This is a genomic window from Achromobacter sp. ACM02 (genome assembly GCF_014851605.1).
GTDB classification, from domain to species: domain Bacteria; phylum Pseudomonadota; class Gammaproteobacteria; order Burkholderiales; family Burkholderiaceae_B; genus Achromobacter; species Achromobacter aegrifaciens.
The window spans coordinates 122,985-147,085 of the sequence record NZ_JACUZY010000001.1; the positions used below are offsets into that span (position 1 = coordinate 122,985).

Below are 24,101 nucleotides of genomic sequence, written 5' to 3' on the forward strand. Positions count from 1 at the left end.
AATAGCGCAGCCACAAGGGGAATCTAAATAATGAAACGCTTGACCTTGACCTTCGGCGCCAGCCTGCTGGCGCTGGCCGCGGGCGCGGCTTCCGCCCAGAACATCCGGATCGGCCTGCAGGAAGATCCGGACGTGCTGGACCCGCACCGGGCGCGCACGTACGTGGGCCGCATCGTCTTCACCTCGCTGTGCGACAAGCTGATCGACATCGATCCCAAGCTGCACTTCGTGCCGCAACTGGCCACCTCGTGGTCGTTCAGCCCCGACAACAAGGTGCTGACCTTCAAGCTGCGCGAGGACGCGCTGTTCCATGACGGCTCCAAGTTCGATGCCGCCGCGGCCAAGGCCAACCTGGAACGCGCCATGTCCCTGCCGGACAGCCTGCGCAAGGGCGAACTGGCCTCGGTCGAAAAGGTCGACGCGCCTGATGCCACGACGCTGGTGCTGACGCTGAAAAAGCCCGACGCCACCCTGCTGGCGCAGCTGTCCGACCGCGCCGGCATGATGCTGTCGCCCAAGACCTTCAGCGACGACGTGGCCGCCGTGGGCCGCAAGCCCGTGTGTTCCGGTCCCTACAAGTTCGTCGAACGCATCCAGAACGACCGCATCGTGCTGGAGAAATTCGACCAGTACTACGACGCCAAGGATTTCGCCTTCAAGCGCGTGACCTTCCTGCCGATCCCGGACACCACCGTGCGCCTGTCCAACCTGCGCGCCGGCGACCTGGACATGCTGGAGCGCCTGAATCCCTCCGACGTGCCGCAGGTCAAGAGCGACGCCAGCCTGACCTTCGCGCCGGTGGCCGGCCTGGGCTTCCAGCAGTTCATGTTCAACGTCGCCAACGGCAAGCGCGCCGAGGACAATCCGTTCAAGAGCAAGCTGGTGCGCCAGGCGTTCCAATACGCCATCGACCGCAACGCCATCAGCGAAGTGGCCGGCGGCGGCATCTTCGATCCGGCGCAGCAGCCGTTCCCGCCCGCCAGCCCCTACCACAGCGACAAGTTCCCGCCGACCAAGCGCGACGTCGCCAAGGCCAAGGCGCTGCTCAAGCAGGCGGGCTTTGACCGCGTGAAGGCCGAGGTCATGTTCGGCAACAACACCACCACGTCCTCGATCGCCGAGATCGTGCAGGCCATGGCGTCCGAGGCGGGCTTCGACCTGTCGCTGCGCCCGACCGAGTACGCCGCGCTGCAAAAGGAATCGGCCGGCGGCAACTTCCAGGTCGTGATGCTGGGCTGGTCGGGCCGGGTCGATCCGGACGGCAACATCCACGCCTTCGTCACCTGCAAGGGCGCGCTGAACGATGGCCACTACTGCAACCCGGAAGTGGACAAGCTGCTGAACGAGGCCCGCACCGTGCCCGACGAGGCCAAGCGCAAGGCTATTTACGACCAGGCCCAGACCATCATCCAGGACGAATTGCCCGGGGTGTATAACTACTACCAGCCCTGGCCCTTCGCCATGGCCAAGAAGGTCAAGGGCTTCACGCCTTATCCTGACGGCATGATCCGCCTGAAAGGCGTGAGCTACGCGCAGAAGTGATCGCGGCGCGGCAGTCATGCGCCGCGCCAGCCGGACGCGCCTTGCGCGTCCGGTTGTCGTTTGCGGCGGCAGGGCGCGGTTTATCCTGCGCGCCCCGTCCGCCGTTCCTGTCTTACGGTTTCTCATATGCTTAAACTCATCTTGCGCCGCGTGCTCGTCGCGATACCGACACTGATACTGGTGTCGATGATCGTCTTCATGCTGCAGAAAATCCTGCCCGGCGACCCGGTGCTGACACTGGCCGGCGAAGAACGCGATCCCGCCGTCCTGGACTACCTGCGGGACAAGTACCGCCTCAACGATCCGCTGCCCGTGCAGTACGCCGCCTGGGCCACGCAGGTCGTGCAAGGCGACCTGGGCAAGTCGCTGCGCACCGACGTACCCGTCACCACGCTGATCGGCCAGAAGCTGCCGGTCACGCTGCAATTGGCCGCCATGGCCATGTTCTTCGCGCTGCTGATAGGCATCCCCATGGGGATCGTCGCCGCGGTGCGCAAGGGCAAGCCCATCGAAATGGGCGCCAACATCGCCGCGCTGTCCGGCATGTCCATCCCCAATTTCTGGCTTGGCATCATTCTCATCATGGTGGTGTCGGTGCAATGGAAGCTGCTGCCGGCCTCGGGCTATGTGTCGCCGTCCGAGGACTTCTGGCTGTCGATCAAGACCATGCTGATGCCGTCCCTGGTGCTGTCCACGGCCATCGCCGCGTATCTGATGCGCCATACCCGTTCGGCCATGCTGGAAGCCTTGTCGGCCGATTATGTGCGTACCGCCCGCGCCAAGGGCGTATCTCCGCGCAGCGTGGTGCTGCGCCATGCCTTGCGCAATGCGCTGATGCCCATTGTCACGCTGGTGACGCTGCTGTTCGGGGAACTGTTGGCGGGCGCCGTGCTGACCGAGCAGGTCTTCACGATCCCGGGCTTCGGCAAGCTGGTGGTCGACGCCGTCTTCACGCGCGACTACGCGGTGGTGCAGGGCGTGGTGCTCTGCGTGGCGGTGGGTTTCATCATCATGAACCTGCTGGCCGACATCCTGTACATCCTGGTCAATCCCCGCCTGAGGCACTCATGAGCGCAATTCCTGCAACGGCCGCAGCCGTCACGCCGCCCCGCAGCCGCAACCGCGCCTGGGGCAAATTCAAGCGCAACCACATCGCCATGCTGGGCCTGGGGATCGTGCTGTTCTTTGTCGTGATCGCCATCCTGGCGCCGCTGATCGCCAGCCACGATCCCTTCCAGACCAGCTTCACCACCATCCGCAAGGCGCCTTCGGCGTCCTACTGGCTGGGCACGGATGAATTGGGCCGCGACATCTTCAGCCGCATGGTCTATGGCGCCCGCGCCTCGCTGATGGCGGGCCTGGTGTCGGTCCTGATCGCGCTGGCGGTGGGCGTGCCCTTCGGTCTTGCCGCCGGCTATTTCGGCGGCTGGACCGACAGCATCATTTCCCGCGCCACCGAGGCGCTGCTGGCCATTCCCTTCCTGATCCTGGCCATCGCGCTGGCCGCCTTTCTCGGCCCCAGCCTGACCAACGCCATGATCGCAATCGGCGTCTCGGCCGCGCCCAAGTTCATCCGCCTCACGCGCGGACAGGTGCTCGCAGTCAAGAACGAGGATTACGTGCAGAGCGCGCGCGCCCTGGGCGCGTCCGACCTGCGCATCATCGGCCGGCACGTGTTCCCCAACGTGATGCCGCCGCTGATCGTGCAGGCCACCATCACCATCGCCACGGCCATCATCGCCGAGGCCAGCCTGTCGTTCCTGGGCCTGGGCCTGCAGCCGCCGAACCCGTCCTGGGGCTCGATGCTGAACACCGCCAAGAACTTCATGACCCAGGCGCCCTGGATGTCCATCTTCCCCGGATCGGCCATTTTCCTGGTGGTGCTGGGCTTCAATCTGCTGGGCGACGGCCTGCGCGACGCGCTCGATCCGCGTCAGGAAAAGTAATCACCATGGCAACAACAATGGACCCCAAGCGCGTCGTCCAGGTCAACGACCTGACCGTGCGCTTCAAGACCCCCGAGCGCACCGTCGAAGCAGTGCGCAAAGTCTCCTTCCACGTCGACCGCGGCGAAACCCTGGCCATCGTGGGCGAATCCGGCTCGGGCAAGTCGGTGACCTCGCTGGCGCTGATGCGCCTGGTCGAGTATGGCGGCGGCCGGATCGTCAATGGCGGCATGTTGCTGCGCCGGCGCAGCGGCGAAGTGCTGGATCTGCTCAACGCGCCCGACAGCACGCTGCAGCGCGTGCGCGGCGCGGACGTGGCGATGATCTTCCAGGAACCCATGACGTCCCTGAACCCCAGTTTCACGGCCGGCAACCAGATTGCCGAAGCCCTGCAGCTGCACCAGGGACTGGACGCCGCCGCGGCCCGCGCCGAGACGCTGCGCATGCTGGAGCGGGTGCGCATCCCCGAAGCCCGCGCCATCCTGGACCGCTATCCGCACCAGTTGTCGGGCGGCATGCGCCAGCGCGTCATGATCGCCATGGCCCTGTCGTGCAAGCCGCAGTTGCTGATCGCCGACGAGCCGACCACGGCCCTGGACGTGACCATCCAGGCCCAGATCCTGCAGCTGATCCGCCAGTTGCAGGAAGAAATGGACATGGGCGTGATCTTCATCACGCACGACATGGGCGTGGTGGCGGAAGTCGCCGACCGCGTGCTGGTCATGTACCGCGGCGACAAGGTCGAAGAGGGCAGCTCGGACGAGGTCTTCGCCCGCCCGCAGCACGCCTATACGCGCGCGCTGCTGTCGGCGGTGCCGCGGCTGGGCGCCATGCAGGGCACGGACGAACCCGCGCCGTTCCCGCTGCTGCGCGTGGACGACCCCACGGCGCGACCGCAAGCCGCCGCCGCGCCCGTCGCGGCTGCGTCCACCGTGCGCCGCGAGAACGGCCCGGTGCTGAAGGTGCGCGACCTGACCACCAGCTTCGACATCACCGGCGGTATCCTGGGCCGGGTGCAGAAGCGCGTGCACGCCGTGGAGAAGGTCAGCTTCGACCTGTATCCGGGCGAGACGCTGTCGCTGGTGGGCGAGTCCGGCTGCGGCAAGACCACCACCGGCCGTTCGCTGCTGCAGCTGGTCAAGAGCAAGGCCGGCAGCATCGAATTCGACGGCAAGAACATCGGCGCGCTGCGCGGCAGCGCCATGCAGACCCTGCGTCAGCACATCCAGTTCATCTTCCAGGATCCGTTCGCCTCGCTGGATCCGCGCATGACGGTGGGCTATTCCATCATGGAACCGCTGCTGATCCACGGCGTGGCGCGCGGCAAGGCGGCCCAGGACCGGGTGCGCTGGCTGATGGACAAGTGCGGCCTGCTGCCGGAAATGATCGACCGCTATCCGCACGAGTTCTCGGGCGGCCAGCGCCAGCGCATCTGCATCGCGCGCGCGCTGGCGTTGAACCCCAAGGTGGTGATCGCCGACGAATCGGTGTCGGCGCTGGACGTGTCGATCCAGGCGCAGATCGTCAACTTGTTGCTGGACCTGCAACGCGAGCTGGGCGTGTCGTTCCTGTTCATCTCGCACGACATGGCGGTGGTCGAGCGCGTCAGCCACCGGGTGGCGGTGATGTACCTGGGCCAGATCGTCGAGATCGGCCCGCGCCGGGCCATCTTCGAGAACCCGCAGCATCCCTACACCAAGAAGTTGATGGCGGCGGTGCCCATCGCCGACCCGCAGCGCCGCCACCGCGAGCGCTCGCTGCTGGTCGACGAGATCCCCAGCCCGATGCGCAAGCTGGGCGACGATCCGCTGGTCGAGCCGCTGGTCGCCGTGGGCGAGGGCCATTTCGTGGCCCGCCATTCGATCGGGGTCTATTGAGGCAGGTGGCCGCCCGCTGGCAGCCGGTGGCCGCTTGCATCCCCCCGCTGCGCGCGGGGGGCCGAAACTAGCGCTTTTCCAGCGCCAGCTTCAGCCCGAAGGCGATGAAGACCGCGCCCGTCATGCGGTCCAGGCCGCGCATCACGGCCGGCCGCGACAGCCAGCGCGCCAGCGGGCGCGTCGCTGCCACCAGCACGCCAAACCACAGTATCCCCAGCATCGCGTGGATGCCTGCCAGCAGCAGGCTGAAGCGCAGCACGTCCGCGCCCGCGGGAATGAACTGCGGCAGGAAGGTGATGTAGAAGATCCCGATCTTGGGATTGAGGGCATTGGTCAGGCAGCCGCGCATGAACCAGCCGCCAGCGCTGGCTGCCGCGGCGGGGGCGGGCGGCGCGGAATCGGGTGCGGCCTGCTTGCCTGGCCGGGCGCCCCACAGCAGTTTCACGCCCAGATAAAACAGATACAGCGCCGCGCAGATGCGCAGCGTGTCGTAGGCCAGGGTCGATACCAGCAGCAGCGATCCCAGGCCGAATGCCGCCACCACGCCCCAGGCCAGGCATCCGGCGGCGATACCCAGGCCAGCCATGAGCGCGCGGCGGCCCCCCTCGACGGCGGCGGTGCGCAGCACCAGGGCGGTATCCATGCCGGGCGTGACGGTCAGGATGGCGGCGGCCAGGGTAAAGGCGAGCAGGGCTGCGGTGGCGGTCATGGGCGGGATCCGGTGGCGGGCGCGGCGAAGCGGAGCCGCTCAGTGTAGCGCCGCCGGGCCGGCGCCTGCAGCCGTCTGTGGACGTGCCGCAGCGCCGCAGGCGTTATCATGGCGGCCTTCAGCAATTCGCTACATTCACCGGATTTACGCCATGGCCCTGCGCGCCACCATCTACAAGGCCGAGCTCAACGTCGCCGACACCGACCGCCACTACTACGGCAGCCACGCGCTGACGGTCGCCCGCCATCCCTCGGAAACCGACGAGCGCATGATGGTGCGGCTGGTAGCCTACGCCCTGCACGCGCAGGAAGAGCTGGCCTTCACCAAAGGCCTGAGCGACACCGACGAACCCGACCTGTGGGTCAAGGACCTGACCGGCGCGGTCAAGCTCTGGATCGAAGTCGGTCAGCCCGAAGAACGCCGCATCCTGCGCGCCTGTGGCCGCGCCGACGAAGTCATCGTCTATTGCTACGGTGGTTCCGCCAGCAAGATCTGGTGGGACGGCGTGAAGAACAAGCTGGAACGCACGCGCAACCTCAAGATCGTGAACCTGCCCTCGGAACAGACCCGTGCGCTGGCCCAGCTGGCCGAGCGCACCATGCGCCTGAATGCCAACATTTCGGACGGCGTGGTGTATTTTTCGGCCGACAAGGGCGAGGTCAGCGTCGAACCGGAAGCCTGGCGCTAGGCTCCCGGCCGCCTCAGTCGCAGGCGTCGGCGGCCTGGTTCGCGGGATCGGCGCAGGCGCGCCAGCGGGCCTCGTCCATCGCAGGCAGCAGCAGCACCCGGCTCATCAAGTCCGAATACCAGAAGATCCTGCCAGGCTTGTCGCGCATGGCCTGCCAGACGCGCGCCTGCGCGTCCGCCGCAAGCAGCGCGCGGCCTTGCGCATCGGTCACGCCCTGGGCCAGGATGGTCTGCGTGTCCGGATTCCAGGACTGCATGTCCGTGTCGTCCAGCGGCACGTCGTCGGCGATGCTGACGATGCGCCAGTCATTGCCCGGCACCTCGGTGGACAGCTGGTTCAACTCTTCCCGGTGCACCGGATAAGGGCGGGAGTCAGGGGAGGCGTGCGCGACATGGGCGTAGGATCTGGCGCCATCCCCGGGGGAATGGCGGCGCACATAACGTTGGTCCGGCTTGCCCTGGGCATCATAGGTCTGGACCTGGAACGCGCCGCCTTGCGCGGCGATATCGATGGCGCGCAGCAGGCGGCCCGCGGCGTCGCGCGCGTAGAACCGGCCGGCGGCCGGCTGTTGCTTGTCTTCGCAAGCCTCATTGGTGAAGGCGGTCAGCGCGCCCCGGGCATCGCGTTTCAGGCAGGCCTGGCCGCTTGCCTCGTAGGTGGCGGGCCGGCGGACCGCGGTCTGTTCGTACTCGACCACCCGCGTCAGGGCGCCGGCGCCGTCGTACTCCAGGGTGTAACCGCCCGACAGAAAGGGTGGGCCGTCGCCGCGCCGGGGAAGTTCATAGGATTCCGCGCGGCACAGCCGGCCATCGCCGTCGAAATACAGCCTGGCGGGCGCCCGAGACACGTTGTCCAGCCGGTAAGCGGACCAGTCGACCTTGTCCATCCAGGTCCGGGGCAGCGGATCGCCGGTTTCGTCGACCCATACCGGTTGGTTGCGGGCGGCAATGCGTTCGCCCTGTCGGCCCAGCAGGACACGGTCGCCGCCCAGGCCGACCGAGACGGGCACCGCCTTCAGTGGCACGGGCGCGGTGAAATCGACGGCGGCCGGGCCGCAGGCCGCGAGGGCCGGGCCGGCGTGCGCGATGGCCGCCAGCAGCAGGACCAGTCGCCTAGGCATATTGCAGCGTATCCATGAACCTCACCAGCTCCCAGAATTCCTTGGACACGCCGCCCAGCCGCAGCTTGCCGTCATGTTCCTCGAACAGCAGGAAGGGGTAGGCGTCGCGCTCCAGGGTGCCGGGCGCGGGCAGGCGGTAGGGTTTGAAGTGCTCGGGGTCGTTGAAAAAGGATTCCAGACGGCCGCCGCCATCCACGTGCATGTAACGCACGCGCAATACTTGTTTCTGATACTTGGCCTGCGTTTCCGGGTAGTCTCCGCCGTCGCCCGCCACCACGGCGTCGGCCAGGGCGGCCAGGAAGACACGTTGCAAGCCTGCGTAGTGGATCTCGCCGCTGGTGGAGTCGCCCGGCGCCTGCGCCAGCGTCCTGACCAGCTGGGTGCCGCGGGAACCCGGCACGATGGTCTTCGCGAACAGGCTGTCGATGTCGGCCTTGGCCGGATCGGGCGATTGCCGCAGACGCTGGAGGTCGGCGCGGAAGTCTTCCAGCCATTGCCGGTAACGGGCGTTCTCCGCCTGGCGATCGAACGCCTGGGCGTGGGCCAGGCCGCCGTGAAGGGTGATCAGCAAGGCCAGCAGCAGTAGCCAGGCGCGTTGCAGCACGCGGGTAGGGTGTTCCATAGGCCGGTGATCATATCGTTCAAAATGATGCTATTTTGGTGCAGAGCGTGACAAAATGTCAGACATGGCCACCGGCATGGCCATGTTTATGAATCTCGTGTTGAGTCAGGTCCAGACATGCCAGCAACAGGTGACGTTCCTCCTGCAAGCGCGCCGGCCGGCGGCGCGGAAAATGTGCAAGCCGGGCTCGACGGCCCCCTGGACCGGCTCGTCCGCTTGGCCAGGCGGCAGTTCGGCGTGGACATGGCGCTGGTCGCCTGCAGCGACGCCGATGGCGTCTGGCAGGCCCAGGCGGGCGCCTTGCCCGCAACCGCGGCCGGTACGCTCCCTTTCTCCGTGGATTGCCCGCTGCGCGCCAGCGATGGCCGCCGGCTGGGCACATTCCGGCTGCTGCATGCCCAGCCGCGGGATTTCGGCGACGAAGACCTGGATGCCTTGCACGATTTCGCCGAGCTGGCCGTCGCGGCCGTCGAGAAGCGCGAGGCCCTGGCGGCGGAGCGGGCGGCGGAAGACGGCTGGCGCACCGAGGCGCGCAACCTCTCCATGGCCATCGCAGGCAGTGGCACGGGGATCTGGGATCGCAACGTCGTAACCGGCGAAATCACCTATTCGCCGGGCTGGAAGGCCCTGCTGGGCTACGCCGAATCCGAAGTCACCAACCGCATCGAAGACTCCTACAAGCGCCTGCACCCAGACGATGCCGACTATGTGCGCGCCGCCATGCAGGCGCATTTCGAGGGCAAGACCGAGAGCTACGAGGTCGAGCACCGCATCCTCTGCAAGGACGGCAGCTACAAGTGGATCTGCAGCCGCGGCAAGGTCGTCAGCCGCGACGCGCAGGGGCGGGCCTTGCGCATGATGGGCACCACCACTGACATCAGCGCCATGCGCGCGATGTCGGAGCGCCTGCGGCGCACGGCGGACCTGCTGGTCAACCTGACCGACGCCGTGCCGGGCATGGTATTCCAGTGCGGCCAGCGGCCCGGAGGCGGGTCGCGCTTCCTGTACGTCAGCGCGGGCATCTGGGACATGTTCGAACTCACGCCTTACGAGGTGCGCACCAGCCCCGCGGCGATCGAGCAGCGCGTCCATCCCGAGGACCTGGCGACCTACCACGCCTCGCTGCAGGCCGCAGCCGCGGCGCAGACGCCCTGGCACCTGGAGTTCCGGGTGTGCCTGCCGCAGCAGGGCCTGCGCTGGCGCCAGGGCGACGCCAGTCCGCGCAAGGCGGCCGACGGCACCGTGGTCTGGCACGGCTTCGTGACCGACATCACCGACCGCAAGCGCGCTGATTTCGAACTGCGTGAACTCGCCGCCACCGACGCCCTGACCACGCTGCCGAACCGCCGCCACTTCATGTCGCGCATCGCCGCGGAACTGGCCCGGATCAAGCGCCAGGGCAGCGATTGCGCCGCCGTGCTGATGTGTGACCTGGACCATTTCAAGCGCATCAACGACACCTGGGGCCACGCCATTGGCGACGGCGTGCTGCAGCACTTCGCCAACACGCTGCGGGCCCAGCTGCGGGCGGTCGACCTGGTGGGGCGCATCGGCGGCGAGGAATTCGCCGTGGTGCTGCCGGATACCGACATCGAGCGCGCGCACGCCTTCGCCACGCGGGTGCAGCAGCGCATCGCGGCGGCGCCGTTTTCGCTGGGCGACGACCGTCATATTCCGCTGACGGTCAGCATCGGCATCTCGACCATGCACACCATGGACGCGGACGCCGAACTGGCGCTCAGCCGCAGCGACCGCGCCCTGTATTACGCCAAGCAGCGCGGGCGTAACCGGATCGAATCCGCGCCCTCAGTGTTTTCCCGATAGAACAACCCTCAAAGCCATTTGTTCCATTGACGGTACATTAGGACACTCCTAGAGTTCCCGTCATGGGAACCTCATTACCTCTGCCGAAGTACCACCAGATCTACCTCGTCCTGCGCGAACAGGTGCAGGAAGGGCGCTTCGATCAGGACGGCGTGCCAGGCGAGCACGCGCTGGCCGACCAGTTCGACGTGGCCCGCATCACCATCCGCAAGGCCATGGAGATGCTGGTGGCCGACGGGCTGGTGTCGCGCCGGCCCGGCCTGGGCACCTGGCCGCTGCGCGCGCCGGCGACTCCGGCCAGCGCGCCCAAGGCCAATCCGCCGCAGAAGGCCCATCTGACCGGCCTGCTGGAAAACATCGTCAACATGGGCCTGCGCACCTCGGTGCAGGTGCTGGACAGCGCCCTGGTGTCGGCGCCGCCCGTGGTGGCCGAAGCGTTGGACCTCGCGCCCGGCGCGCCCGTGCACAAGAGCCTGCGGGTGCGCAGCACCGAAGCCGGGCCGCTGTCCCACATCACGACCTACGTGCCGCAGGCCGTGGCCGATTTCACGCGCGAAGACCTGGAGCGCGAGCCCCTGCTGATGTTGCTGGAAGCGGCCGGCGTGGAGTTCGGCGGCGCTACCCAGACCATTTCGGCGCGGCTGGCCGATGCGCAGGTGGCGCGCCATCTGGACGTGGCCGTGGGCTCCGCGCTGCTGGCCGTGACGCGCATCGTGCGCGACGTGAACGAGCGGCCCGTGCAGCTGCTGCAAGGCCTGTATCGCCCCGATCGCTATCAGTACCAGTTGCAGCTGTCACGCGTCGGCAGCATCGACGCCAAGGTATGGGTCAGCGAAGAGCTGTCCGCCCAATTCCATTGAACTCTCGGAGATCGCCCATGAACTCGCGCCGCACTTTCCTCTATCAATCCGCCGCCGCAGCTGCCCTGGTGTCGGCGCCATGGGTGGTACGCGCCCAGGGCGCCAAACCCGTCAAGGTCGGCATCCTGCATCCGGTGACGGGGGCGCTGGCCTATTCGGGCCAGCAATGCCGCCTGGGCGCGCTGCTGGCGATCGAGGACATCAACAAGGCCGGCGGCATCAAGTCGCTGGGCGGCGCGCCGCTGGAAGCCATGCTGGGCGACGCGCAGTCGCGCCCCGAGGCGGGGTCGGCCGAGGTCGAGAAAATGAACGAGGCGGGCGTGTCGGCCATTGTCGGGGCCTATGCGTCGGCGATCTGCCTGGCCACCACGCAGACCGCCGCCAAGTACAACCTTCCGCACGTGGTGGACGTGGGCGTGGCCGACCAGATCGTCGAGCGCGGCCTGAAGAACACTTTCCGTTTCGGCCCGGGCTATCGCGCCTGTAGCGAACGCGCCATCACCGACCTGGCCGCGCTCAACGACGCGGCAGGCAAGCCCGCCAAGACCGTGATGATCGTGCACGAGGATTCGCTGTTCGGCACCGGCACCGCGGCGCTGCTGTCCAAGGCGCTGCCGCAGCATGGCTTCGAGGTCAAGGACGTGGTCAAGCACCCGAACCCCACCCGCGACTTCAACAACATCGTGCTGCGCATGAAGTCCCTCAATCCGGACATCGTGATCCCGGCCAACTACTACAACGAATATGCCTTGCTGCTGCGCGCCATGAAGCAGCAGAAGGTGCAGCCCAAGGCGATCTACTCGGTGCTGGGCGGCGCGGCCTCCAGCTACAAGTTCCTGAAGGAATTCCCCGACATCGCCAATGGCATCCTCGACTGCAACCACTGGTTCAACCCCAAGGATGCGCGCGTGGCCCCGTTGAAGGCGCGCGTCGAAGAGAAGGGCGCCTACTTCAGCTACGAGGTCTTCATGACCTACACCTCGGTGCTGCTGCTGGCCGACGCGCTGGAACGCGCCAAGTCGGCCGACCGCGCCGCCATCATCGACGCGCTGGCTTCCAGCACCTTCTCGGACCACATCATGCCCTACGGCCCGACCAAGTTCTTGAACGGCCAGAACACCGGCGCGCAGCCCCTGCTGACGCAGGTCATCGGCGGCGACATCAAGGTCGTCATCCCGGCCGACTACCGCCAGGCCGACGCCATCTTTCCGCTGAAGGCCTGAGCGTGCTCGACCCCGCCATCCTCTTTTCGTCGGTGCTCAACGGCCTGACCACGGGCGCGGTGTACGCGCTGATCGCCCTGGGCCTGACCTTGATCTACGGCGTGCTGCACATCATCAACTTCGCCCATGGCGCGGCGCTGATGGTGGCGCTGTACGCGGTGTATCTGCTGAAGGACCGCCTGGGCATCGACCCGTACGCCGCCTTGCCGCTGGTGGTGGCGGGCATGTTCGCGCTGGGCTACGCCTTGCAGCGTTACGTGATCAACCGCGCCAGCCACGGCAAGGACGAGAACATCCTGCTGGTGACGCTGGGCCTGGCCATCGTGCTGGAGAACCTGGCGCTGGTGTGGTTCAAGTCGGATACGCGCACCATCGACACGGCCTACACGCTGTCCACCGTGGAGATCGGGCCGGCCATGATCGCCTTGCCCAAGGTCATCGCCTTCTGTGGCGCGCTGGCGGTGGCGGCGGTGCTGTTCTGGATCATCCGCAGCACCGACCTGGGCCGGGCGATCCGCGCGGTGGCCAAGGAAAAGCAGGGCGCCAAGCTCATGGGCATAGACGTGGAAAAGGTCTATGCATTGTCGTTCGGCATCGGCATGGCCTGCCTGGGCGCGGCGGCCTGCTTCCTGCTGCCAGCCTACTACGTCAATCCGCAGGTCGGCGGCGGCTTCGTGCTGGTGGCCTTCACCATCGTGGTGCTGGGCGGCATGGGCAGCTTCGTGGGCGCGCTGGTCGGCGGCCTGCTGATCGGGGTGGTGGAGTCCATCGGGGGCCTGTTCCTGGGCGACTCGCTGGGCCAGATGGGCATATTCGCGATCTTCATCGCGGTGCTGCTGTTTCGCCCGCAGGGGCTGTTCGGGGCGAGGGGCTGAGCATGGGCAAGGATCTTTTGACTATCGCGCTGTTCGGCGCGGCGCTGGCGGCCGCCGCCGCGCTGACCGAATCGGGCGTGGCGCTGACGTTCGTCATGATGTCGCTGTACGCGGCCCTGTTGTCGCAGGCCTGGAACATCCTGGGCGGCTATGGCGGCCAGCTGTCGTTCGGCCATGCGCTGTTCTTCGGCGTGGGCGCCTATGCCCAGGCGCTGGGGCAGCTGAACCTGGGCATCAATCCCTGGCTGGCGCTGCCGATGGCCATCGCGCTGGGCGCACTGGTCGGGCTGGCGGTGGGCGGGCTGACGTTCCGCTATGGCCTGAAGGGCTCTTACTTCGCGCTGGTGACGCTGGCGTTTGCGGAAGTGTTCCGCATCCTGGCGTTGTCGGTGTCGTTCACCGGGGGCGGCGTGGGCCTGATGGTGCCGTTGCAGGAGGGCGTGGCGAACATGCAGTTCGGTTCGCGCCGCGGCTACATCTACCTGCTGCTGGGCTTCGTGCTGCTGGCGCTGGTAGTCACGGCATGGCTGCGCCATTCGCGCTTCGGCGCCTACCTGCAAGCCGTGCGCGACAACGAGGACGCGGCGCGCGCCATCGGCGTGAATCCGCTGCGGGTCAAGCTCGGCGGCATCGCGCTGTCTGCGGCCTTCATGAGCGCCGCGGGCGCCTTCTACGTACAGGTGTTCCAGTACATCGATCCGGGCATCGCCTTCGGCTCGGCCGTGTCGGTGGAGGCGCTGGTCGGCGCCATCGTCGGCGGCCTGGGCACCTTGTGGGGGCCGGTGCTGGGAGCGGTCACGCTGCATGCGCTGAGCGACCTGACGCGCAACCTGTTTGGCGAACTGCCTGGCATCAGCATGGTCATCTACGGCGTGGTGCTCATCGTGATCGTGATGTTCCTGCCCCGCGGCATCACCGGCAGCGGCCAGGCTTTGGGCCGGCTGTTCAGTGCCAAGGAGCGCGCCCGTGTCTGAGATCCTGCTGCAAGCGCGCAATCTTTCCATCACTTTCGGCGGCCTGAAGGCGGTCCAGGATGTGAGCCTGGACGTGCGCCAGGGTTCGCTGACGGCCCTGGTCGGTCCCAACGGCGCGGGCAAGACCACGCTGTTCGGCCTGCTGTCAGGCTTCCTCAAACCCGGTTCCGGCTCGGTGCATTTCGCCGGCGCCGACATCACCGGCCGTCCGCCGCACGAATCGGCGCGGCTCGGGCTGACCCGCACCTTCCAGATCGTGCAGCCCTTCGGCGCGCAGACGGTGCGCCAGAACATCGCCGTGGGCGCGCATTTGCGCCTGGGCAATCGCCGCGAGGCGCTGCAAGCGGCCGAAGAGGTTGCGGCGCGGGTCAATCTGGGGGCCTTGCTGGACCGGCCGGCGGCGGATCTGACGGTGGCCGGCCGCAAGCGCCTGGAGCTGGCGCGCGCGCTGGCCACGCGGCCGCGCCTGCTGCTGCTGGACGAAGTGTTGGCGGGGCTCAACCCCAGCGAGATCGACGAGATGATACCGGTGGTGAAGAAGCTGGCCGAAGACGGCGTGACCGTGCTGATGATCGAACACGTGATGCGCGCGGTGATGAGCCTGGCCGAACATGTATGGGTGCTGGCGCAGGGCCGCCTTATCGCCTCGGGCACGCCGGGCGAGGTCACGCGCGATCCGGCGGTGGTCGAGGCCTATCTGGGCCAGGGCGCGGCGGCCAGGCTGGCCGCGCAGGGAGCGCCGGCATGAGCGCGCTGCTGGAAGTCCAGGGATTGCGCGCCGGTTACGGCCGCATGGAAATACTGCGCGGCGTCGACCTGCGGGTCGACCAGGGCGAGATCGTGGTGCTGCTGGGCAGCAACGGCGCGGGCAAGTCCACGCTGAACAACACGGTCTGCGGTCTGTGCCGGCCCTGGGGCGGCACGGTCCGCTTCGAGGGCCAGGACCTGACCGGCCGCCATTACCGCGACGTGGTCAAGGCCGGGCTGATCCAGGTGCCGGAAGGCCGGCGCGTGTTCCCCAACCTGAGCGTGCGCGAAAACCTTGAACTCGGGTCGTTCACCCGGGCGCGCGAGCGCCGCGCCGCCAACCTGGAGAAGGTGCTGCACATCTTCCCGCGCCTGCGCGAACGCCTGGCGCAACTGGCTGGCACCATGTCCGGCGGTGAACAGCAGATGCTGGCCATCGGCCGCGGCCTGATGGCCGAGCCGCGCCTTCTGATCCTGGACGAGCCATCGCTGGGCCTGTCGCCGCTGATGGTCGAAGAGCTGTTCGGCCTGATCGCGCGCCTCCATGGCGAGGGACTGGCGATCCTGCTGGTGGAGCAGAACGTGGGGCAGTCCCTGGAGACGGGACAGCGCGCCTACGTGCTGGAAAACGGGGCGGTGCGCTATAGCGGCGCCTGTCCGGAACTGATGGCCAGCGACGACGTGCGCCGGGCCTATCTCGGGATGTAGCCATGGCCGAGCCTCAAACGCTGGCGCAGAAGCTGATCGCGGCGGCCTGTGGCCGTGCTTCCGTTGCCGAGGGCGAAATCGTCACCTGTGCGGTCGACCTGGCCATGTTCCATGATTCCAGCGGTCCGCGCCGCCTGCAGCCCATGTTGCAGGAACTGGGCGCCACGCTGTGGGATCCATCCAGGATCGTGCTGGTCATAGACCACTACGTGCCCGAATCCGATGACGAGTCGCGCCGCATCGTGCGCATCGCGCGCGATTGGGCGGTCGAACAGCGCTTGCCCAACGTCTATGACTCGCTCGGCATCTGCCACGTGGTGGTGCCGCAGCATGGGCATATCCGCCCCGGCATGTTCTGCGTGGGCGGGGACTCGCATTCGCCTACCGGCGGGGCATTCGGCGCCTACATGTTCGGCATTGGCAGCACCGAGATGCTGGGCGTGGCCGTCACCGGGCAGATCTGGGTGAAGGTGCCGCAGACCCTGATGATGCGCTGGAGCGGCCGGCTGGCGCCGGGCGTGACCGCCAAGGACATGATGCTGCACATGATAGGCCGCTACGGCATGAACGGCGGCCGCTACCAGGCGGTGGAATTCTGCGGCGAAGCGGTGCGCGCCTTGTCGATGCAGGAACGCATGACCCTGTCCAACATGAGCGCGGAGCTGGGCTCGCAGGTCGGCCTGATTGCGCCGGATGCCACCACCGTTGCCTACCTGCGCGAGGCGGGCGTCACGGACGAGATCGATCTGGCGCGCTGGCGCAGCGACGAAGGGGCGCAGGCCGAATGGCACGATTTCGATGCCGCGGCGCTGGCGCCGCAGGTCGCCGCGCCGCACAGCCCGGCCAATGCGCGCGACGTGGACCAGTATGGCGACGTGCCGCTGCAAGTGGCCTATATCGGCGCCTGCACCGGCGCCAAGCTGGAGGACCTGCGCGCCGCGGCCAGCGTGTTGCGCGGCCACCGGCTGGCCGCCGGCATGCGCCTGATGGTGGCGCCGGCCAGCCGGCAGGACCAGCGCCAGGCCGAGGCGGAAGGGGTGATGCAGGCGCTGCGCGATGCCGGCGCGGACGTGCTGGCCACATCCTGCGGAGCCTGCGCGGGCTACGGCGGGTCCATCCCCGACGGCTCCAGCGTCATCGCCACCACGGCGCGCAATTTCAAGGGGCGGATGGGCTCGGAGACGGCCCAGGTCTATCTGGCTTCACCCTATACGGTGGCGGCATCGGCGATAGCCGGCCGCATCGCCGATCCGCGGGAGTTCATGGCATGACCGAGCAGTCCGTGACGCACCGCGTCTGGCGCGTGGGCGCAGATATCGACACCGACGCGCTGGCGCCGGGCGCGTATATGAAATTCGGCATCGACGAGATCGCGCGCCACTGCCTGCAGCGCGTTCGGCCCGAGTTCGCCGCCGGCGCGCGGCCGGGCGACGTGCTGGTGGCCGGTCCCAACTTCGGCATCGGCTCCTCGCGCGAACAGGCTGCCGCGGCGCTGGTGCGCCTGGGCATCGCCGCGGTGGTCGCGCCGTCCTTCAACGGCCTGTATTTCCGCAACGCCTTCAACGTGGGCCTGCTGCTGTTGACCTGCCCACAGGCCGAAACCCTGCAAGAGGGCGAGCGCATCGCCCTGGATCCCGCCGCCGGCCGCATCCGCCGCGCCGCGGGAGAACCTGCGGAACTGCATTGCGACACCGTGCCCGCCTTCCTGCTGGAAATGGTGCAGGCCGGCGGACTGCTGAATTTGCTGAAACAGCGCAAGACTCATTAGGAACCACATCATGCTTGACCCCGTCACACTCGCGGTCCTGAAAGGCCGCCTGGAACAGATCGCCGACGAGATGGACGCCACGCTGTACCGCAGCGCGTTCAACCCCATCATCGCCGAGGCCCACGACGCCTGCCACGGCATGTACGACGCCGCCACCGGCGCCACGCTGGTGCAGGGCAAGTCCGGCCTGCCGGTATTCGTGGGCGCGATGGCATTCGCCGTCAAGGCCGCGGCCAAGGCGGCCGCCGAGCGCGGTGGCATGGTCGACGGCGACGTCTGGCTGTTCAACGATCCCTACGAAGGCGGCACCCACGCCAACGACTTCAAGCTGGTGCGTCCGGTGTTCCGCGGCGGCAAGCTGTTCTGCTTCCTGGCCTCGGCGGCCCACTGGCATGACGTCGGCGGCGCGGTGCCGGGCAACTACAACCCCGCCGCCACTGAATGCTGGCAGGAAGCCGTGCAGATTCCGCCGGTGCGCATCGTGCGCGCGGGCGTGCTCGACCTGGACGTGCTGGCCATCCTGAAGGCCAATACGCGCCTGCCGGACAGCCTGTGGGGCGACCTGAACGGTCAGTTGGCGGCGCTGGAACTGGGCGCGGGCCGGCTGGATGGCCTGCTCGACGAATACGGCGACGCCACCGTGCTGGAATCGCTGGACACGCTGCGCGAACGGGCGCGCCGCCTGATGCGCGACCATATCTCGCGCCTGCCCGACGGCGAGTACGCCTTCGAAGACATGCTGGACAACGACGGCGTGCGCGACCAGCCGTTGCGCATCGCGCTCAATCTCATAGTCCAGGGCGAGCGTCTGACGCTGGATTTCACCGGTACCTCGCCGGCCTGCGCCGGGCCGGTGAACATCTCCCGCGCCACGGCGATCGCGGCCTGCTACGTGGCCCTGAAGCACCTGTTCCCGGACGTGCCGGCCAATGCCGGCGTGCTGGACGCGGTGGACGTGGTGCTGCCGGACGGCCTGGTGATCTCGGCGGACCGCCCGCGTCCGGTCGGCGGCTATACCGAAACCATCCTGCGCATGATCGACGTGATCTTCTGCGCCATGGCCCAGGCCGAGCCGGCGCGCGCGCTGGCGCAGGCCTACGGCACCATCAATGCCTTGTCGATCGCCGGCTACCGCAGCGACCCCGCCCGGCGCGGCCAGCGCTGGGTGATGTTCAGCTTCTTCGGCGGCGGCCACGGCGGCCATTCGGACGGCGACGGGCTCAGCCACGGCAATGCGCCCATCTCTACGGCCACCATTCCGCCGCTGGAGATCCTGGAGGCGGCCTATCCCGTGCGTTTCACGCAATGGGCGCTGCGGCCCGATTCGGCGGGCGACGGCCAGCACCGCGGCGGGCTGGGCGCCATCTATGAAATCGAACTGCTGGAAGACAGCGCCGAAGCCTTCATCTTCGGCGAGCGCGGCAAGAGCGCGCCCAAGGGCATCGCAGGCGGCAGGGAAGCGGCGCTGAACGTTTTCCGCTATCAGCAGGACGGCGGCTGGCAGACCCCGCCCATGCGTTCGAAGATGCTGGGCATCCAGCTCCAGCGCGGCGACCGGGTTCGGCTGGAAACGCCCGGGGGAGGCGGCTATGGCGAGCCTGCCGCGCGTACGCAGGCGGCGCGCGAGCATGACCGCAAGATGGGCTATGTAAGTGGAAATCTGAAGGAGCAGTCGGCATGAGCGCAGCACAAGGCTTGGTCGTAGGCGTGGACGTGGGCGGCACGTTCACCGATATATTCGTGCTGGACGAGGCGGGCGGCAGCGCCCGCGTGGTGAAGGTGCCTTCCACCCGCGGCGAGGAAGCGCGCGGCTTCATGAACGGCATTGCCCGCGTCGCCGATGGCGCGGACGCCATCGCCACCATCGTGCACGGCACCACGGTAGGCACCAACGCGCTGCTGGAGCGCAAGGTGGCGCGTACCGGCATCATCACCACGGCAGGTTTTCGCGACGTGCTGGAAATGCGCCGTCGCGACCGGCCCCAGACCTGGGGCCTGCGCGGCAACTATGAGCCGGTGGTTCCGCGCGACCTGCGCCTGGAAGTCGAGGAGCGCGTGCTGGCCGACGGCACCATCGACACGCCGGTAAACCTGGCCCAGGTCGAGGCCGCGGCCCGCCAACTGCTGGAGCAGGGCTGCGAGGCGGTCTGCCTCTTCTTCGTCAATGCCTATGCCAATCCGGCCAATGAGGCGCAGGCCGCGGCCTGCGTGCGCGGGCTCTGGCCCAACGGCAACGTCACCGCCGCGACCGAGGTGCTGCCCGAGATCCGCGAATTCGAGCGCTGTTCCACGGCCGTGCTCAACGCCTCGCTGCAGCCGGTGGTCGGCGGCTATCTGACCCGGCTGGAAGCGGATCTGAAGGACAACGGCTTCGGCGGCGAACTGCTGGTGGTGCAGAGCAACGGCGGCGTGATGTCGCGCCAGACCGCTTGCGACGTGCCGGTGCGCACCGCGCTGTCGGGCCCGGCCGCGGGTGTCATCGCCTGCGCTGCGATCGCGCGCGCCGCGGGCTTTCCCAACGTGGTCAGCGGCGACATGGGCGGCACTTCCTTCGACGTGTCGCTGGTGGCGGACGGCGAGGCCTCGCTGTCGGCGCAGACCGCCATCGACTTCGGCATGGTGGTGCGCGCGCCCATGATCCAGATCGAAACCATAGGCGCGGGCGGCGGCTCGATTGCCAGCGTGGACGCGGGCGGCCTGCTGCAGGTGGGTCCCGAATCCGCCGGCAGCGTGCCAGGGCCGGCCTGCTATGGCCGGGGCAACACCCGTCCCACCGTGACCGACGCCAACGTGCTGCTGGGCCGCATCGCGGCCGAGCGCCCGCTGGGCGGGGGCCTGCTTGCCACCATGGACGTGGCGCTGGCGCGCGCCGCCATCGAGGAACACGTGGCCAAGCCGCTCGGCCTGGACGTGCATGCCGCGGCCGAGGCCATCCTGACCGTGGCCAATGCCAAGATGGCGGGCGCGATCCGCGTGGTGTCCATCGAGCGCGGCCACGACCCGCGCAAGTTCGCCTACATGCCGTTTGGCGGCGGCGGCGCGCTGCACGTCTGCGCCATGATGAACGAAGTGGACGCGGCACGCGGCATCGTGCCGCGCTACCCCGGCGTGACCTCGGCCCTGGGCTGCGTCATGGCCGACATGCGGCATGACGGCGTGCAGACGCTGAACGTGGCGCTCGCCGCCCTGGACGCCGACGACCTGCTGGCCCGCATCGATGGCCTGGCCCTGGCCTGCCAGGAGCGGCTCGATTCCGCCGGCGTGGGCTTTCAGGGCATACGCGAGAGCATCGAACTGGACATGCTGTACGTGGGTCAGAGCCATACGGTGCGAGTGGAAGTCGGCCGTGATGAACTGAACCGCGCCGGCATCGGCGCCGCCTTCGAGCGCGCTTACCGCGCTGCTTTCGGCCGCAGCCTGGACGGCATCGCGGTGCGCATCCTGAACCTGCGCTATGCGCGCATCGGCCAGCGCCCCAAGTTCGATCTGGCGCTGCTGGCGCCGACCAGCACCGCGATGCCGGACGCGCTGGGCACGCAGCCCGTCTTCCATGGCGGGCAATGGCATGACGCCGTGCGCTATGCGCGGCTGGACCTGCCGGTGGGCGCAGAGGTGGCGGGACCCGCCATCCTGGAGCAGCCCGACACCACGATCTGGATCGAGCCCGGCTTTGCCGGCCAGGTCGATTCCCTGGGCAATCTGCTGATCGCCCGCCAGGCTTCCTAGGAGCAGAGCCCATGTCAGCCTTCGATCCCCGCAGCACAGCGCTGGTCGTCATCGATCTGCAGAACGATTTCCTCGCGCCCGGCGGCGCCTACGACCGCGGCGGCGCCGTCAGTCCGCAGGCGCGGGCCTTGCCTGCCCGGGTCGCGCCCGTGGCCCGCAAGCTCAAGGAGCGAGGAGGCTTCGTGGCGGCCAGCCAGTTCACGCTATGGCCGGACGCGCACGGCGAACCCATGATCTCGCCGCATCTGCGGCAGTTGCGCCCGTTCCTGCGCAAGGGCGATTTCGTCGCCGGCTCCAAGGGGCAGGCCAACGTCGCCGAACTGGACGGACTGGTGGACGTGTCGGTCTGGAAGGTGGCGTATTCCGCCTTCTTCAATACCCAGCTGGACTGGGTGCTGCGGCGCGCGGGCATCTCCAACGTGGTGATCGCCGGCATCGTCACCAATGGCGGCGTGGCCAGCACCGCGCGCGACGCCCACATGCGGGATTATCACGTGGCGGTGCTGGCCGATGGCTGCGCCGCGCCCACGCCGGCCATGCATGATGCCGCGCTGGCGGATTTGCGCACCGTGGCCGATGTGCTGTCCTGCCAGGAATTCCTGGACAGGCTGGCCTCGTGAGCGCGCCGCAAGTCCTGCGGGGTGCAGCGCCTGGCGCGGACGCGATGCACGTGCCGGTGGCCATCATCGGCGCGGGCGCTTGCGGCCTGACCGCCGCGCTGCGCCTGGCCGATGCCGGCATCGAGACCGTGCTGATCGAGCGCGACGCCGCGCCCAGCGGCTCCACCGCCTTGTCGTCCGGCTTCATCCCGGCAGCGGGATCGGCGGCGCAGCGGGCCGCCGGCATCGAGGACGACGCGCAGCGCTTTGCCGCGGATATCCAGGCCAAGACCGGCGGCACGGCCGCGCCGCAGCTGGTCGATGCCTACACGGGCGCGGCAGCCGCCGCGATCGACAACCTTGCGCGCCACGGCCTGGATTTCCAGGTGCTGGACGGCTTCCTGTACCCCGGCCACAGCGCCCGCCGCATGCACACCTTGCCCGAGCGCACGGGCGCGGCCCTGGTGGCCGCGCTGGAGCGCGCCGCCACCGCAGCCGGAGCCTATCTGCTGACCCGCGCCCTGGCGCGGCAGATCTGGACGGACGAAGCCGGCCGCATCACGGCGGTGGGCTGCGAGCGGCCGGACGGCTCCATCGACGTGATCGGTTGCGACGTGCTGATCCTGGCCTGCAACGGCTTTGGCGGCAACGCGGCGATGGTGGGCAAACATCTGCCGGCCATGCGCGAGGCCGTCTACGGCGGCCACGTCGGCAACGACGGCAGCGCGATCGAATGGGGAGTGCAGCTGGGCGCGCGCCTGGCCGACCTGGGCGGCTACCAGGGGCATGGCTCCTGGGCCACGCCGCAGGGCGCACTGATCTCCTGGGCGGTGATGATGGACGGCGGCGTGCAGATCAATGGCGCGGGGCGGCGCTTTCATGACGAGACGCACGGCTATTCCGAGGCCGCGGTGCATGTGCTGGAGCAACCGGGCGGCGTGGCCTGGAACGTATTCGACGACCGCACGCTGGCGCTGGCGCGCGGCTTTCCGGACTTCGTCCAGGCAGAGACGGGGCAGGCGCTGAAGACCTGCGCCGACGTTGCGGCGTTGGCGGGGGTGATCGGCTGCGACGAAGCGACGCTGCGCGCGACGCTCGCAGGCGTGGCCCGCGACGCCGCCGATCCGTACGGCCGGCGCTTCGAGCGGACGCTGCAGGCGCCGTATCACGCCGTCAAGGTGACAGGCGCGCTGTTCCATACGCAAGGTGGCCTGGACATCGACGCGGATTGCCGCGTGCTGGACCAGATGGGCCATGCCTTGCCCAATCTGCTGGCCGCAGGCGGCGCGGCGCGCGGCGTGTCGGGCAACGACGTGTCCGGCTACCTGTCCGGCAATGGCCTGCTCAGCGCAGTGGCGGGCGGCCATATCGCCGCGGCGACCGCCGCATCCCTGCTGGGCCGCGAGCTTTCCTAGGATTTTCCAGACCATGCAAATACAGAATCTGCAAGCACAGCTGGCCGGCGGCGCCGTGTTGGCTCCCGGCGTCTACGATGCCTTGTCCGCGCTGATCGCCGAACAGGCGGGCTTCGGCGCGCTATACCTGTCGGGCGCGTCCATCGCATACACGCGGCTGGGCCGCTCGGATATCGGCCTTACCACGTACAGCGAGGTCGAGGACACGCTGGCCCGCATCACCGAGCGGGTGGCCACGCCCGTTATCGTCGACGCCGACACCGGCTTCGGCAATGCCCTCAACACGCAGCGCACCGTGCGCGGCCTGGAGCGCGCCGGCGCCGCCATGATCCAGCTGGAAGACCAGACCTTTCCCAAGCGCTGCGGCCATCTGGACGGCAAGGCCGTGATCCCGGCCGCCGAGATGCGCGGCAAGCTGCGGGCCGCGGTGGATGCCCGCGCGCATGCGTCCACCCTGATCCTGGCGCGTACCGACGCGCTGGCAGTGGAGGGACTGGAAGCGGCTATGGACCGCGCGGAATCGTATCTGGAAGCGGGCGCGGACGCGCTGTTCATCGAGGCGTTGCGTACGCCGGAGCAGATGCAGGCGGCGTGCAGCCGCTTTGCGCACCGCGCGCCGCTGCTGGCCAACATGGTGGAAGGCGGCAAGACCCCGGTGCAAAGCGCCGATGCGCTGACCGCGCTGGGATTCCGCATCGTCATCTTCCCGGGCGGCACGGCGCGCGCGGTGGCGCACACGCTGCAGGGATACTACGCCAGCCTGCGCCAGCATGGCACGACCGCGCCCTGGCGTGAGTGCATGCTGGATTTCGACGGCTTGAACGCTGTGATCGGCACGCCCGAACTGCTGGAGCGCGGGCGCCGCTACGAAGGCTGAG

General features: G+C 68.3%; 22 protein-coding genes. 19 read left to right on the top strand and 3 right to left on the bottom strand.

Annotated elements, in window-relative coordinates; all coding sequences use genetic code 11:
• Nucleotides 1-30: 30 nt before the first annotated feature.
• The 4 genes from IB258_RS00550 (at nucleotide 31) to IB258_RS00565 (ending at nucleotide 5,365) form a co-directional block, all read left to right on the top strand.
• Nucleotides 31-1,542 (top strand): ABC transporter substrate-binding protein, encoded by a 1,512-nt coding sequence (locus IB258_RS00550; protein ID WP_192351980.1) that lies wholly within the window; start codon nucleotides 31-33, stop codon nucleotides 1,540-1,542.
• Nucleotides 1,543-1,668: 126 nt separating this feature from the next.
• Nucleotides 1,669-2,613: an ABC transporter permease gene (locus tag IB258_RS00555; RefSeq protein ID WP_119449504.1), complete on the top strand. Its 945-nt coding sequence runs from the start codon at nucleotides 1,669-1,671 to the stop codon at nucleotides 2,611-2,613.
• The gene (locus IB258_RS00560; protein ID WP_054456608.1) at nucleotides 2,610-3,488 is read left to right on the top strand and encodes an ABC transporter permease; all 879 of its coding nucleotides are present in this window, start codon (nucleotides 2,610-2,612) and stop codon (nucleotides 3,486-3,488) included. Before IB258_RS00555 ends, IB258_RS00560 begins: the two co-directional genes overlap by 4 nt.
• Nucleotides 3,489-3,505: 17 nt before the next feature.
• Nucleotides 3,506-5,365 (top strand): dipeptide ABC transporter ATP-binding protein, encoded by a 1,860-nt coding sequence (locus IB258_RS00565; RefSeq protein ID WP_119449505.1) that lies wholly within the window; start codon nucleotides 3,506-3,508, stop codon nucleotides 5,363-5,365.
• Nucleotides 5,366-5,432: 67 nt separating this feature from the next.
• Here IB258_RS00565 and IB258_RS00570 read toward each other — a convergent pair whose 3' ends face one another.
• Nucleotides 5,433-6,074 carry a LysE family translocator gene (locus IB258_RS00570; protein WP_054456610.1) on the bottom strand — a complete coding sequence of 214 codons (642 nt, stop codon included), beginning with the start codon at nucleotides 6,072-6,074 and terminating at the stop codon, nucleotides 5,433-5,435.
• A 151-nt stretch (nucleotides 6,075-6,225) separates the two neighbouring features.
• On the opposite strand from IB258_RS00570, the gene IB258_RS00575 reads away from it, so the two are divergent.
• A complete protein-coding gene (locus IB258_RS00575) occupies nucleotides 6,226-6,762 on the top strand; it encodes a YaeQ family protein (protein WP_119449507.1) in 537 nt (178 codons plus the stop codon).
• A gap of 13 nt (nucleotides 6,763-6,775) precedes the next feature.
• Here the strand turns inward: IB258_RS00575 and IB258_RS00580 are convergent, their stop codons facing one another.
• Nucleotides 6,776-7,882: a hypothetical protein gene (locus IB258_RS00580; RefSeq protein ID WP_192327383.1), complete on the bottom strand. Its 1,107-nt coding sequence runs from the start codon at nucleotides 7,880-7,882 to the stop codon at nucleotides 6,776-6,778.
• Nucleotides 7,875-8,504 carry a hypothetical protein gene (locus tag IB258_RS00585; protein ID WP_175163263.1) on the bottom strand — a complete coding sequence of 210 codons (630 nt, stop codon included), beginning with the start codon at nucleotides 8,502-8,504 and terminating at the stop codon, nucleotides 7,875-7,877. The genes IB258_RS00580 and IB258_RS00585 overlap by 8 nt, the downstream gene beginning before the upstream one ends.
• Before the next feature lie 117 nt (nucleotides 8,505-8,621).
• Here IB258_RS00585 and IB258_RS00590 point away from each other — a divergent pair, with 117 nt between their 5' ends.
• The 14 genes from IB258_RS00590 (at nucleotide 8,622) to IB258_RS00655 (ending at nucleotide 24,100) form a co-directional block, all read left to right on the top strand.
• A complete protein-coding gene (locus tag IB258_RS00590; RefSeq protein ID WP_054456614.1) occupies nucleotides 8,622-10,328 on the top strand; it encodes a sensor domain-containing diguanylate cyclase in 1,707 nt (568 codons plus the stop codon).
• Between the two features lie 62 nt (nucleotides 10,329-10,390).
• Nucleotides 10,391-11,188 carry a GntR family transcriptional regulator gene (locus IB258_RS00595; protein ID WP_054456615.1) on the top strand — a complete coding sequence of 266 codons (798 nt, stop codon included), beginning with the start codon at nucleotides 10,391-10,393 and terminating at the stop codon, nucleotides 11,186-11,188.
• Between the two features lie 17 nt (nucleotides 11,189-11,205).
• Nucleotides 11,206-12,411: an ABC transporter substrate-binding protein gene (locus IB258_RS00600; RefSeq protein ID WP_192351981.1), complete on the top strand. Its 1,206-nt coding sequence runs from the start codon at nucleotides 11,206-11,208 to the stop codon at nucleotides 12,409-12,411.
• Nucleotides 12,412-12,413: 2 nt separating this feature from the next.
• A complete protein-coding gene (locus tag IB258_RS00605) occupies nucleotides 12,414-13,286 on the top strand; it encodes a branched-chain amino acid ABC transporter permease (protein ID WP_013393327.1) in 873 nt (290 codons plus the stop codon).
• Nucleotides 13,287-13,288: 2 nt separating this feature from the next.
• A complete protein-coding gene (locus IB258_RS00610; protein ID WP_054456617.1) occupies nucleotides 13,289-14,260 on the top strand; it encodes a branched-chain amino acid ABC transporter permease in 972 nt (323 codons plus the stop codon).
• Nucleotides 14,253-15,008 carry an ABC transporter ATP-binding protein gene (locus tag IB258_RS00615; RefSeq protein WP_119449512.1) on the top strand — a complete coding sequence of 252 codons (756 nt, stop codon included), beginning with the start codon at nucleotides 14,253-14,255 and terminating at the stop codon, nucleotides 15,006-15,008. The genes IB258_RS00610 and IB258_RS00615 overlap by 8 nt, the downstream gene beginning before the upstream one ends.
• Entirely contained in the window at nucleotides 15,005-15,715 is a 711-nt protein-coding gene (locus IB258_RS00620; protein WP_054456619.1) for an ABC transporter ATP-binding protein, read from the top strand. The genes IB258_RS00615 and IB258_RS00620 overlap by 4 nt, the downstream gene beginning before the upstream one ends.
• Before the next feature lie 2 nt (nucleotides 15,716-15,717).
• Nucleotides 15,718-16,986 (top strand): 3-isopropylmalate dehydratase large subunit, encoded by a 1,269-nt coding sequence (locus tag IB258_RS00625; RefSeq protein WP_192351982.1) that lies wholly within the window; start codon nucleotides 15,718-15,720, stop codon nucleotides 16,984-16,986.
• Nucleotides 16,983-17,483: a 3-isopropylmalate dehydratase gene (locus tag IB258_RS00630; RefSeq protein ID WP_054456621.1), complete on the top strand. Its 501-nt coding sequence runs from the start codon at nucleotides 16,983-16,985 to the stop codon at nucleotides 17,481-17,483. Before IB258_RS00625 ends, IB258_RS00630 begins: the two co-directional genes overlap by 4 nt.
• A gap of 10 nt (nucleotides 17,484-17,493) precedes the next feature.
• The gene (locus tag IB258_RS00635) at nucleotides 17,494-19,164 is read left to right on the top strand and encodes a hydantoinase B/oxoprolinase family protein (RefSeq protein WP_054456622.1); all 1,671 of its coding nucleotides are present in this window, start codon (nucleotides 17,494-17,496) and stop codon (nucleotides 19,162-19,164) included.
• On the top strand, nucleotides 19,161-21,209 hold the full coding sequence (locus IB258_RS00640; RefSeq protein ID WP_192351983.1) for a hydantoinase/oxoprolinase family protein: 2,049 nt from the start codon (nucleotides 19,161-19,163) through the stop codon (nucleotides 21,207-21,209). The genes IB258_RS00635 and IB258_RS00640 overlap by 4 nt, the downstream gene beginning before the upstream one ends.
• 11 nt (nucleotides 21,210-21,220) lie before the next feature.
• Nucleotides 21,221-21,829 (top strand): cysteine hydrolase family protein, encoded by a 609-nt coding sequence (locus IB258_RS00645; protein WP_054456624.1) that lies wholly within the window; start codon nucleotides 21,221-21,223, stop codon nucleotides 21,827-21,829.
• Entirely contained in the window at nucleotides 21,826-23,223 is a 1,398-nt protein-coding gene (locus IB258_RS00650) for an FAD-dependent oxidoreductase (protein WP_192351984.1), read from the top strand. The genes IB258_RS00645 and IB258_RS00650 overlap by 4 nt, the downstream gene beginning before the upstream one ends.
• Nucleotides 23,224-23,236: 13 nt before the next feature.
• Complete coding sequence (locus IB258_RS00655; protein WP_192351985.1) at nucleotides 23,237-24,100, top strand: oxaloacetate decarboxylase; 864 nt, start codon at nucleotides 23,237-23,239, stop codon at nucleotides 24,098-24,100.
• Nucleotide 24,101 lies beyond the last annotated feature (1 nt).

Coding starts and splice junctions, on each gene's coding strand:
- IB258_RS00565 (WP_119449505.1), top strand. CDS start 3,506: ATGGACCCCAAGCGCGTCGTCCAGGTCAACGACCTGACCGTGCGCTTC.
- IB258_RS00555 (WP_119449504.1), top strand. CDS start 1,669: ATGCTTAAACTCATCTTGCGCCGCGTGCTCGTCGCGATACCGACACTG.
- IB258_RS00635 (WP_054456622.1), top strand. CDS start 17,494: ATGCTTGACCCCGTCACACTCGCGGTCCTGAAAGGCCGCCTGGAACAG.
- IB258_RS00560 (WP_054456608.1), top strand. CDS start 2,610: ATGAGCGCAATTCCTGCAACGGCCGCAGCCGTCACGCCGCCCCGCAGC.
- IB258_RS00655 (WP_192351985.1), top strand. CDS start 23,237: ATGCAAATACAGAATCTGCAAGCACAGCTGGCCGGCGGCGCCGTGTTG.
- IB258_RS00575 (WP_119449507.1), top strand. CDS start 6,226: ATGGCCCTGCGCGCCACCATCTACAAGGCCGAGCTCAACGTCGCCGAC.
- IB258_RS00645 (WP_054456624.1), top strand. CDS start 21,221: ATGTCAGCCTTCGATCCCCGCAGCACAGCGCTGGTCGTCATCGATCTG.
- IB258_RS00630 (WP_054456621.1), top strand. CDS start 16,983: ATGACCGAGCAGTCCGTGACGCACCGCGTCTGGCGCGTGGGCGCAGAT.
- IB258_RS00590 (WP_054456614.1), top strand. CDS start 8,622: ATGCCAGCAACAGGTGACGTTCCTCCTGCAAGCGCGCCGGCCGGCGGC.
- IB258_RS00595 (WP_054456615.1), top strand. CDS start 10,391: ATGGGAACCTCATTACCTCTGCCGAAGTACCACCAGATCTACCTCGTC.
- IB258_RS00625 (WP_192351982.1), top strand. CDS start 15,718: ATGGCCGAGCCTCAAACGCTGGCGCAGAAGCTGATCGCGGCGGCCTGT.
- IB258_RS00640 (WP_192351983.1), top strand. CDS start 19,161: ATGAGCGCAGCACAAGGCTTGGTCGTAGGCGTGGACGTGGGCGGCACG.
- IB258_RS00600 (WP_192351981.1), top strand. CDS start 11,206: ATGAACTCGCGCCGCACTTTCCTCTATCAATCCGCCGCCGCAGCTGCC.
- IB258_RS00580 (WP_192327383.1), bottom strand. CDS start 7,882: ATGCCTAGGCGACTGGTCCTGCTGCTGGCGGCCATCGCGCACGCCGGC.
- IB258_RS00620 (WP_054456619.1), top strand. CDS start 15,005: ATGAGCGCGCTGCTGGAAGTCCAGGGATTGCGCGCCGGTTACGGCCGC.
- IB258_RS00570 (WP_054456610.1), bottom strand. CDS start 6,074: ATGACCGCCACCGCAGCCCTGCTCGCCTTTACCCTGGCCGCCGCCATC.
- IB258_RS00610 (WP_054456617.1), top strand. CDS start 13,289: ATGGGCAAGGATCTTTTGACTATCGCGCTGTTCGGCGCGGCGCTGGCG.
- IB258_RS00585 (WP_175163263.1), bottom strand. CDS start 8,504: ATGGAACACCCTACCCGCGTGCTGCAACGCGCCTGGCTACTGCTGCTG.
- IB258_RS00550 (WP_192351980.1), top strand. CDS start 31: ATGAAACGCTTGACCTTGACCTTCGGCGCCAGCCTGCTGGCGCTGGCC.